Annotated in this window: 9 protein-coding genes; 5 read left to right on the top strand and 4 right to left on the bottom strand. The window is 35.6% G+C overall.

Annotated elements, in window-relative coordinates; genetic code table 11:
* Positions 1–108: 108 nt before the first annotated feature.
* Positions 109–1,815 (bottom strand): methyl-accepting chemotaxis protein, encoded by a 1,707-nt coding sequence (locus BJ095_RS11495; protein ID WP_107935301.1) that lies wholly within the window; start codon positions 1,813–1,815, stop codon positions 109–111.
* 246 nt (positions 1,816–2,061) lie between these two features.
* Here BJ095_RS11495 and BJ095_RS11490 point away from each other — a divergent pair, with 246 nt between their 5' ends.
* The 4 genes from BJ095_RS11490 to BJ095_RS11475 all read left to right on the top strand — a co-directional run bounded on the left by BJ095_RS11490 (position 2,062) and on the right by BJ095_RS11475 (position 7,146).
* Positions 2,062–3,156: a phosphatidylglycerol lysyltransferase domain-containing protein gene (locus tag BJ095_RS11490; RefSeq protein ID WP_107935300.1), complete on the top strand. Its 1,095-nt coding sequence runs from the start codon at positions 2,062–2,064 to the stop codon at positions 3,154–3,156.
* A 62-nt stretch (positions 3,157–3,218) separates the two neighbouring features.
* Positions 3,219–3,611 carry a GtrA family protein gene (locus BJ095_RS11485; protein WP_107935299.1) on the top strand — a complete coding sequence of 131 codons (393 nt, stop codon included), beginning with the start codon at positions 3,219–3,221 and terminating at the stop codon, positions 3,609–3,611.
* A 60-nt stretch (positions 3,612–3,671) separates the two neighbouring features.
* Entirely contained in the window at positions 3,672–5,357 is a 1,686-nt protein-coding gene (locus BJ095_RS11480; RefSeq protein WP_235867647.1) for a methyl-accepting chemotaxis protein, read from the top strand.
* 364 nt (positions 5,358–5,721) lie between these two features.
* The gene (locus BJ095_RS11475; RefSeq protein WP_107935297.1) at positions 5,722–7,146 is read left to right on the top strand and encodes an alanine/glycine:cation symporter family protein; all 1,425 of its coding nucleotides are present in this window, start codon (positions 5,722–5,724) and stop codon (positions 7,144–7,146) included.
* Between the two features lie 66 nt (positions 7,147–7,212).
* On the opposite strand, the gene BJ095_RS11470 is transcribed toward BJ095_RS11475, so the two are convergent.
* Both BJ095_RS11470 and BJ095_RS11465 read right to left on the bottom strand, forming a co-directional pair.
* Positions 7,213–8,382, bottom strand: coding sequence for an aminotransferase (locus BJ095_RS11470; protein ID WP_107935296.1), 1,170 nt, complete (start codon positions 8,380–8,382; stop codon positions 7,213–7,215).
* Positions 8,382–8,882 carry an Lrp/AsnC family transcriptional regulator gene (locus BJ095_RS11465; protein ID WP_107935295.1) on the bottom strand — a complete coding sequence of 167 codons (501 nt, stop codon included), beginning with the start codon at positions 8,880–8,882 and terminating at the stop codon, positions 8,382–8,384. The genes BJ095_RS11470 and BJ095_RS11465 overlap by 1 nt, the downstream gene beginning before the upstream one ends.
* 270 nt (positions 8,883–9,152) lie before the next feature.
* Here BJ095_RS11465 and BJ095_RS11460 point away from each other — a divergent pair, with 270 nt between their 5' ends.
* Positions 9,153–9,674 carry a YehS family protein gene (locus BJ095_RS11460; protein ID WP_107935294.1) on the top strand — a complete coding sequence of 174 codons (522 nt, stop codon included), beginning with the start codon at positions 9,153–9,155 and terminating at the stop codon, positions 9,672–9,674.
* 62 nt (positions 9,675–9,736) lie between these two features.
* Here the strand turns inward: BJ095_RS11460 and sstT are convergent, their stop codons facing one another.
* Positions 9,737–10,948, bottom strand: coding sequence for a serine/threonine transporter SstT (gene sstT / locus BJ095_RS11455; protein ID WP_107935293.1), 1,212 nt, complete (start codon positions 10,946–10,948; stop codon positions 9,737–9,739).
* Positions 10,949–10,991: the final 43 nt, after the last annotated feature.

Genomic DNA, 10,991 nt, shown 5'->3' with positions numbered 1-10,991 from the left:
ACTTTGCGTTATTCATCTTAATTGAACCGCCGTATACGGAACCGTACGTACGGTGGTGTGAGAGGTCGGGAGTTAATCACTCCCTCCTACTCGATGTCTTACTAACTTCTAGATTTTAAATGTGTTCACAACGCTGCGTAAGTCTTCGGCCATTTTTGCAAGGGCGTGGGCAGAGGCTGTAATTTCCTGCATAGATGCAAGCTGTTCCTCAGCACCAGCTGCTACAGTTTGTGAATTTGAAGATGCTTCTTCAGCACTCTTTGAAACATTCAAGATTTTACTGCTCATTTCTTCAACAGAAGCTGCAATTTGCTCGGATGTAGCAGATACTTCTTCTGATTTTTTTGATACATCTGTAGCAGAAAGCAGGATTTTTCCGAAGGATTCCCCTGTTTCATTGATTAAATGAAGACCTGTCTCTACTTCTGATGTACATTGTTCCATTGAAGCAACAGCTTCCATTGTGCTGTTTTGAATATCTAAAATTAGGTGAGTAATCTGTTCAGCAGAACGTCTTGATTCTTCAGCAAGCTTTCTAACTTCTTCGGCTACAACAGCGAATCCTTTACCGTTTTCACCAGCTCGTGCTGCCTCGATTGCTGCATTTAAAGCTAATAAATTTGTTTGCTCTGAAATACCAGAGATAACCCCTACAATTTTCTCAATCTCAGATGAGCGACTGCCAAGATCCTTAATAACATTTGATGAAGCTAATACAGTACTATTGATAGATTTCATTTGCTCGATGGTTTTATTTAATGCTATATTTCCACGTTCTGATTCTTCAGTTGTTGCATTTGACTCTTCAGAAACTAGTGAAATGGAATTAGCGATATGGCTAATACTCATCGCTGTTTCTTGTGTAGAAATAGAAATTTCATCTGTATGCTTCACAGCACTTTCAGAACCAGCAGCTAAATAAGTACTAGCTTCTGCAATGTGTTGAGATGCATTACTAGTTTCTTCAGCACTTGCGATTAATTGCTCTGAAGAAGCTGCTACTTGGTCAGAAGATTCACGTACATTCATAATGAGCTGCTTTAATTGAGTAAGCATATCGTTAAATGAATGTGAAAGTGAACCAATTTCATCTTTAGATACATATGTACTCTGAACTGTTAAATCTCCTTGCGCTGCTTTGATCATTAGCTTTTCCATTTCTTGAGTTGGCTTAGAAATCGCTTGAGCAATAATCCAGCTGATCCCTACATATAAAGCTAGTGCTATCGCGATAACTACTAGTAATAGGATATTTGATGCTTGGATTTCTTTTTCGTTTTCATCGTTAACTAATTTAGCATCGTTACTATTTATATCAATAATCTTAGTATAATTATCATCTAAATCATTGAAAATCGGAGCGACCTTTGCTACATAAAGTGCATAACCTTCAGCATTTTGATTTTTATTGGCTAAATCAAGCAGTTCATCTTTATATTTATTGAATTCAGTAATTAATACTTCGATTGATGTCAATATTTCAAGCTCTTCAGGATTATCTGTTTGATAAGACGCTCTTAACTCTTTGTTAGCATCAAGTCTATCTCCAACTGCCGTTAGTAGCTCCTCGTTGCGATTTGCTTCTGTATTAATCATTAACTCAATTAATGCCAAACGTACATATTGTGAATTGTTTTTCATTTGAGTCACTGTCTCTATCGGCAGAAGTTTATTATCATACATATCCTCCAACGAATCGCCCATTTTTTTAAATTGGAAAAAGCTGATGCTGCCAATTAATAAAAGGCTAACTAATGTAACAACCAAAAGCATTGTAAACTTCTGGTTTAGTTTTAAATTTTTGATCCACTTCATGATGTTTTTCTCCTTTGTTGTTATTCATGGTTGATAGATTTTTATAAATCATCTTCATATGGTTATATCGATAAATAAATGTGATTGTTAATACTAGGACTTTAGTTTTTTTGTGACTAATATATTCCAATTATTAATGTTAATATTTTTAGAATTTATAGTTAAAAATTGCTATCTATCCATACAACTTACTATGTGATATTATCAGAAAAGATAATGTTGTTATATTAACAGGAGGAAATACCCATGGTTTCAATGAAAAGCCTCATTTCTATTTCTAACTCTCAAAAAAAGCTTATGAAGAGAGGTTTATCAGAAAATCAGGTACACGTTCAGTATGATGATTTGCTCACTTTTTTTAAAAAGAACGGGGGTAACCATGTATCACATTTAATCTTTTTAAAAGATAAAAAACAGTTTTGGACAAAAGACTTGAATGTGTTGATTGTGTATAAGAAAATTTTCGATAAATATGTAGTACTGGGCGATCCTTTAGGCACAGAATCGAATTTCCACAAGGCTATAAAAGAATTCAATGAGTTTTGTAAAAAAAACAGGGTAAAGCCGATTTACTATCAGGTAAATCCCCGTTATATGCAACTCTATCATGATGCGGGTTTTCGATTTATGAAGTTAGGTGAAGAAGCACTTATTGAGCTAAACTCTTTTTCTTTAGATGGGAAAAGGGGAGCAAAGCTACGAACTAGATTAAATAAATTTACCCGAAATGGCTTTACATTTAGGGTTCTACAACCACCACATTCTCCACAGCATATTTCCGATATAAAGAGCATTTCACAATGCTGGCTTGGAACTGAAAAGGAGAAGGGTTTTTCGGTGGTTTCTTTTTATGAGGATTATGTTTCCCGTTTCCCGATTGCACTAATGCAGGATCCACAAGGAAAAATTATCGCTTTTGCCACGTTACCAACAAATTATAAGCAGACGGTCACTATTGACTTAATGAGAAATTGTAAACAAAGTCCACATGGGACAATGGATGTTTTATTTACAAATATAATTCTATGGGCAAAAGAGTCAGGCTTCCATAAGTGCAGCTTGGGTATGGCGCCGTTAGCCAATGTAGGCAATTGCGAGGATTCATTTATTAGTGAAAAGTTACTTCAGTATGTCTATCGTTATGGAAATAAAAAATATAATTTTAAAGGCTTGAAGGAGTTTAAAGGTAAATTTGCAACAGATTGGGAGCCTAAATATCTTGCATATAAAAAATCTCTTTTACCCATTGTCTTTTTGCAATTAATTCTATTAATCAATCGAAATAAACGACAGCCTAATACTATCTTAAAAAAGAATATTGCTAGGAAGGTCTTTGATTGAAAGTTAAGATTCTACTAATAGATAGTAAGTCTGCATTTTAAAGGAGATTCGGAAGAGAAGTCATGATATTAAGCAAAACATTGTTTACAAAGTTTTTGAAATATAGCTTTGTCGGCTGTATATGTACATTAATTTATTTTATTTCAGTGTTTATTTTTATTGAAGGTCTGTATATGGATCCTGTAGTGAGTTCTGCACTTTCATTTATCATTATGACGATTGTATCGTTCTTTCTAAATGTTAAATATACATTTGGAAGCATCATTACTCGACAAAGAGCCCTTCGCTTTACGACTGTGTCAGCAATAGGGTTTCTTTTAAATTTTCTATTAATGTTTGTCATAGTTCATCTTTTCAATCTCCATTATGTCATAGGTGAATTAGTTACCATTCTGGTGATTCCTGTTGTGAACTTTATATTAAACAATTATTGGACCTTCCAATCACAAACCTGAACGTATTAAAGGCTAGATAGGAAATTTGAAAATCAAAATTAAATGATAAGGATGTATTATATGAAACTTAAGCTAGGTACTAAAATAAATATAATTGTTATTCTCGTTATCCTTTTACTATCAACTGTCATTGGACTTGTAGTAAATAATGAAGTGCGAGCCGGCATTAAGCAATTTGCCATTCAAAAAGCAGAGGGAGATTTAAAGTTATCCTTAAATTATATTGATAGTACATATCCAGGAGATTGGGAAATCAAAGATAACCAGTTATATAAAGGGGCTACTTTGATGAACGAAAATGCAGGTCTAGTAGACGCAATCGGAGCGGACACTGGTGATACTGTGACAATTTTCCAAGGAGATACACGTGTTGCAACAAACGTTATGAAGGACGGCGAACGTGTTCTTGGTACACAAATTTCACAAGAGGTTGCAGATATTGTTATTGGTAAAGGTGAGAATTATTTAGGTGAAGCAAATGTACAAGGAAATATTTATCAAGCAGCTTATATGCCGTTAAAAAATGCACAAGGTGATATTGTAGGGATACTATACGTAGGAGCAGCTCAGGATATTATCGATAGTATTATTTCAAAAGTACTTAGAGTTTTCTTGATCGTATTATTGATTATTATCGTTGTTTCCATTATTGGCGTATCATTCTTTACAAGAAAAATAAAGAATCGATTAAATCGACTTTCAACGGTTCTTCAATCGGCTGGTGAGGGTGACTTTACAGCAGTTATTGACGATAAAACTGGCGATGAATTAAGTGATTTAGCAGAAAACTTTAATGAAATGTCTCAAAACCTAAAAATGATGATTAATGAAGTGACTACTTCGTCTATCCAGCTTTCGAATGCAGCAGAAGAACTATTAGCAAGCTCTGAAGAAACAACCGCTGCAACGAATCAGGTGGCAGTTTCTATTACAGAGGTAGCCAAAAATGTTGAGGTGCAAGGGAAAAATACAGAGGAAAGTGCACAAGCCATCGATGAAATCACTATAGCCATTACAAGAATTGCAGATAATGCATCAAGTGTAGCAGAATCATCAATAGAGTCTACTAGCCATACGGAATTGGGCTATAAAAATGTACTGAATGTTATTGAACAAATGAAAACAATTTCTCAAGCTAATTCAGAAACAAATCAAGTGATACAAGAATTAGAGAGCAAATCAAAAGAAATCGGCAATATTATAGAAGTCATCACAAGTATCGCAGATCAAACAAATTTACTTGCACTAAATGCAGCAATTGAGTCGGCTCGTGCAGGTGAACATGGAAAAGGCTTTGCAGTAGTAGCTGATGAAGTACGTAAGCTTGCGGAACAATCGAGAACCTCCGCAAATCAGATTTCGGAAATCATTAAAACAATTCAAAATGAGACGGAAAATGCAGTTCAAATGATGCACGAAGCAAACCAAGAGGTAACAAACGGAGTGAATTTAGCTGAAGAAACGGGTAAAACCTTCAATGTTATTAAAACTTCTATCGGAGATTCTACTTTGCAAACACAGGAGCTTTCAGCAATCTCCGAAGAGTTATCAGCAAGTGTTCAGCAAGTAAATGCTTCAATAGAGGAGGTTGCACAGTTAGCAAAGGTAACCTCAGATAATGCAGGTCAAATTGCAGCAGTAACAGAAGAACAGCTTGCTGCAACAGAGGAAGTAACAAATGCAGCTGCTTCTTTATCTAAACTAGCGGAAAACCTTCGTGAATTAGTAAACAAATTTAAAATTTAAGGATCTAAATTTTCAAGCGCTGCTAAATCCCTTTATGGTAGAGCAGCGCTTGATTCTTTTGTTTTATATGGTTTTATTATAGAAATATTAATAAAATTTTGATATTTTACTTCTGTAATATTATACTGTTATAATTTGAAAGTGTTTGAATACTTATATTTTCTCGTATTCGTACAATCATTCTAAAAGTTAAACCCTTATTTATAGTGAAAATAGTCTCTTTTTTTAAGAATAGTAGGAAAGCGCATGAATAGTATTTTTAGAATGAAGAATTATGTGGAAAAAATTAAGCGCTTAATTGAATATGAAATAGTTAACTCGAAAGTACTCAAATTAGTAGAAAATAAATGAAGGAGGAAGGATTATGAATTTGTTTGAAAGTATATTAGGAACAGTAAATACATATTTGTATTCTTACGTATTAATTGTTTTACTTGTAGGAATCGGACTATTTTTTACGTTTAAAACGAAATTAATACAATTTAGATTAATCCCTGAAATGTTCAAGCTACTTACTGAAAAATCACCAAAAGATAAATCAGGGAAGAAGAAAGGGATCTCTTCATTCCAAGCATTTACAATTTCGGCAGCATCTCGTATCGGGACTGGTAATATTGCTGGGGTTGCTACAGCCATTGCGCTAGGAGGACCAGGTGCTGTATTTTGGATGTGGATGATTGCCTTAATTGGTGGAGCTTCAGCATTAATTGAAAGTACATTAGCTCAGGTGTATAAAGTCAAAGATTCTAGCACAGGCATGTACCGTGGTGGTCCTGCTTATTATATGGAAAAAGGATTAAATAAGAGATGGATGGGTGTGCTTTTTGCAGTAGTAATTACGTTAACTTATGGTTTTGTATTTAACGCTGTACAAGCAAACACAATTACTATTGCATTTGAAGAAAGCTTTGGTACAAATCGTGTTGTAGTTGGTATTATCATCTCAATCTTAACAGCCATTATTGTTTTTGGTGGATTAAAGCGTATTGTCAGCGTTACTCAAGTAATCGTACCGGTTATGGCGATTGCTTATATTGCTGTTGCATTAGTTGTTGTAGTATTAAATATTACAGAATTACCAGGTATGTTTGCCTTAATTTTCAAATCTGCCTTTGGATTTGAAGAAGCATTTGCAGGGATGATTGGGGCAGCAATTATGAATGGGATTAAACGTGGTTTATTCTCAAATGAGGCTGGTATGGGGTCTGCACCGAACGCGGCAGCTACAGCAGAAGTGTCTCACCCGGTTAAACAGGGGTTAATTCAAACATTAGGTGTGTTTATTGATACATTAATCGTTTGTACTTCAACTGCAGCTATCGTTCTATTGAGTGATGTATATCTTCAATCGGATGCAGCTTCTATTAATTTAACACAAGCTTCTTTAGTTTCTAATTTAGGAGAATGGGCTGGAATTTTCTTAGCTATTGCTATTTTCTTATTTGCTTACAGTACGGTTATTGGAAACTACTTCTATGGTGAGACGAATATTGGGTTTATCAAAGATTCTAAAACAAGCTTACTAATTTTCCGTATTTTAGCTGTAGGTTTTGTTATGTTTGGTTCAGTTGCGAAAGTTCAAGTTGTTTGGGATTTAGCAGACCTTTTCATGGCCATAATGGCGATCATTAACTTACTGGCAATCTTAATGCTTTGGAAAGTGGCAAAACCAGTTATCCAGGACTATATTGCTCAACGTAACCAAGGCAAAGACCCAGTCTTCTACAAGAAAAATGTTCCGAATATCGGTGATGTTGAATGTTGGGAAGACGAAGAAGAAAAACGATAATATAAATAAAAAACGAATTCCTGATATTTTGGGAATTCGTTTTTTTATATTGATAACTAAGAGGCTCTAAAGTGAATCAATAAACCGTTTTATTCGTTTAACTGCTTCCTGTAGCTGCTCTAGTGAGGAGGCGTAGGAGCAGCGGATGTGACCTTCGCCGCTTTCCCCGAATACGTCCCCTGGAACAACGGCTACGCCTTCTTGCAATAATAGCTTTTCGGCAAATTCCTGAGAAGTTAGCCCAGTTGATTGGATAGATGGGAAGGCATAGAAAGCTCCACCAGGCTTATGACACTCTAATCCTATTTCGTTAAAGGACTGTACAATATAATTTCTGCGTCGACGGTAGCTTTTTACCATTTCTTCTACATCTGCTCGACCGTGCTTCAGAGCTTCAATGGCAGCATATTGTGACATTGTAGAAGCACACATTAAACCATATTGGTGAACCTTCAGCATTGCATTTGAAATCTCAACAGGAGCACAAACAAATCCTAGACGCCAGCCTGTCATGGCGAAGCCTTTTGAGAATCCAGAAACTAAAATTGTTCTTTCAAGCATTCCATCAATGGCTGCCATACTTGTATATTCTTCATCATAGGCTAGCTCTGCATAAATTTCATCGGCAATTACTAATAAATCGTATTTATTAGCTAAGTCTGCTAGCCCCTGTAATTCACTTCTACTTAACATTGTACCGGTAGGATTATTTGGTGAGCATAGCATAATAGCTTTTGTTTTTTCTGTAATAACTGCTTCGATTTGATCAGGTAAAATTTTAAAATCATGTTCTTTTAATGCTTGGACTTGAACAGCCACACCACCAGCTAATTCGACCATAGGTACATAAGATACGAAGCATGGTTCCACAACTATGACTTCATCGCCCGGGTCTAAAATTGTTCTTAATGCAATATCGATAGCAGAGCTTGCACCAACAGTTACAATAATCTCATCAGCAGGGGAATAGGCTACATTAAATTGACTTTTCATATAATAGGCAATTTCTTCGCGTAACTCTAATAATCCTGCATTCGGTGTGTAGGAGGTATATCCCTGTTCAAGGGAAGTGATTGCCGCTTCACGGATATGCCAGGGAGTTACAAAATCAGGTTCCCCAACCCCTAAAGAGATTACACCTTCCATTCCCGCTGCTAAATCGAAAAAGCGACGAATTCCTGATGGCTTTAAATCATGTACCAATTTCGATACATACGTACGTTTTGTTGATTCCATTAAGGTGACACCACAATTCTTTTGTCTTTGTTATCTGGTTCGAAAATGATTCCATCATGCTTATACTTCTTCAAAATGAAGTGAGTCGTTGTTGAGATAACAGAATCTAAGGTAGAGAGCTTTTGAGATACAAAGTTTGCCACCTCATTCATGGATTTCCCTTCCACAATAATCGATAGATCATATGTACCCGACATTAAGTACACAGAATTTACTTCGTCAAAACGATAAATTCTTTCAGCAATTTCATCAAAGCCAACCCCACGCTTTGGTGTCACCTTTACATCAATCATTGCTCTTACACCAGGGTGCTCTTCAACCTTTGTCCAATCCACAATGGAAATATAGCGAACGATGACTTTATTTTCCTCTAGTTTTTTTATGGACTCCGTTGTTTCTTCAAGACTTAAGCCCACCATTTTAGCGATATCCTCAGTTGCGATTCGGGCATCTTTTTCTAGAATTTCTACGATTTCTAGTTCCTTTTCATTTAGTCTCATTAAAAGACCTCCATATGCTATTAAATATTTTTTATTATAGCAAAATTCCGACGAGAGTATAGTATGTAAGCGGATTTTGCTATACTTGCTTTAATTGTCAAAGAAAGCGAGAACATTTATGTTTTAATGTACAGGAAGTATTGAAATAAGTAACATCAGTAAGTAAGATTAGCGGTAGTCAATAATAGTGTTTAATGGATGGAAAGTCCTCGATGTGATAAATTAAGGAATACATAAATTTTTCGCTTTAGAAAGTAAAAGGAGAGCAATATGACAAATAATGATTTACTAATTCGATTACGTTATGCACTTGATATTAAAAATACAGACATGGTCGAAATATTTAAACTGGGCGGTATGGAACTTTCGAAAGAAGAAGTGCTTAAAATTTTAACTAAGCCACAATTTGATGAAGATGGTGAGATTGACTTAAGTAACCCTAACTTTATGCTTTGTGATTATGAAAAGCTTGAAGCATTTTTAAACGGGTTTATAACATTTAAGCGTGGAAAACAAGAGCAAAAACCAAATCAGACAAAAGCACCTGAGCCAACAGGGAAACGGGATGCAGCAAACAATCTTTTCATTAAGAGAGTAAAGGTTGCACTAAGTTTAACGACTGAGGACATGATCACAATCTTCTATGATGCAAGGTTAAATGTGTCAAAAGGAGAAATCGGGGCAATCTTACGTAAAGCAGATCATCGTAACTATAAAGAGTGTGGAGATAATTTTACGCGTAACTTTATAAAAGGGCTGACAATGCGATATCGCGAATCAGAACAACAGTAATAGAAAAAGGAGCTATTTCACATGAGTGTGAAACGGCTCCTTTTCCTATTCTAATTATTTGATTATCCTTTTGAGCGTTTATTTGCAATATCTGCTGTTGCTGTAAATAATACGTCAGATGAAGAGTTAAGGGCAGTTTCACAAGAGTCTTGTAATACACCGATGATGAAACCGACAGCAACCACTTGCATAGCGATATCATTTGAAATACCGAATAAGCTACAAGCAAGGGGGATAAGTAACAATGAACCACCTGCTACACCAGAAGCGCCAGATGCAGATACAGCTGATAAAACCATTAAAATAATCGCTGTCCAAATATCTACTTCAATACCAAGAGTGTGTGCAGCCGCAAGTGTTAATACAGAGATTGTCACAGCAGCACCTGCCATATTGATTGTTGCTCCTAATGGAATGGAAACCGAATAAGTATCTTCATCTAAATCTAATTTTTCACATAACGCCATATTTACCGGAATGTTGGCAGCAGAGCTACGTGTGAAGAATGCTGTTAATCCACTTTCTTTTAAAGTTCTAAGTACTAATGGATATGGATTTTGACGAGTAAAGATAAATGAAATCAACGGATTAACCACTAATGCGACAAATAACATACAGCCAAGTAGTAATATTAAAAGCTGACCGTATTCAGTTAAGGATTTTAACCCATTTGTTGAAATAGCATCAAACACTAGACCCATAATCCCGAATGGAGCTAATTCGATAACCCATTTCACAATATTAGTAATTGCGTCAGAAAAGTTGGCAATCATTGTTTTTGTACTATCAGCGCTCTTTTTCAATGCGAATCCAAGTAAAAGCGCCCAAGCTAAAATCCCTAAATAATTTGCATTCATTAAGGCATGAATTGGATTGTCCACAATGTTAAAAAGTAAAGTTTGCAGCACCTGTAAAATTCCCTCAGGAGGAGCGACCTCATTAGTACTAGTTGTCAAAGTTAAAGTAACGGGGAATAAGAAGCTCGCAACAACGCCAACTATTCCAGCTAAAAATGTCCCAATTGCATATAGAGCAATAATAGTTTTCATATTCGTTTTTTTACCACTTTTGTGGCTTGAGATTGCATTCATGACTAAAACCAAAACTAAAATAGGAGCCACTGCCTTTAATGCTCCAACAAATAATGAACCGAAAATTGATACCCAGCTAGTTGCCTCTGGAATGGTAAGGGCTAATAAAACACCAATAATAATACCAAGTAAAATTCGTCTAACGAGGCTAATTTGTTGCCACTTATGTACAATGTTTTTCATGATGACCCTCCGAGGTGATAGTAAATTATTTTATTAGAGTGTA

The sequence above is a fragment of the Ureibacillus chungkukjangi genome (assembly GCF_003217295.1).
Taxonomy (GTDB): domain Bacteria; phylum Bacillota; class Bacilli; order Bacillales_A; family Planococcaceae; genus Ureibacillus; species Ureibacillus chungkukjangi.
Note: the sequence above shows the minus strand (reverse complement) of the source record. Positions and strands in the feature narration are given on the sequence as shown.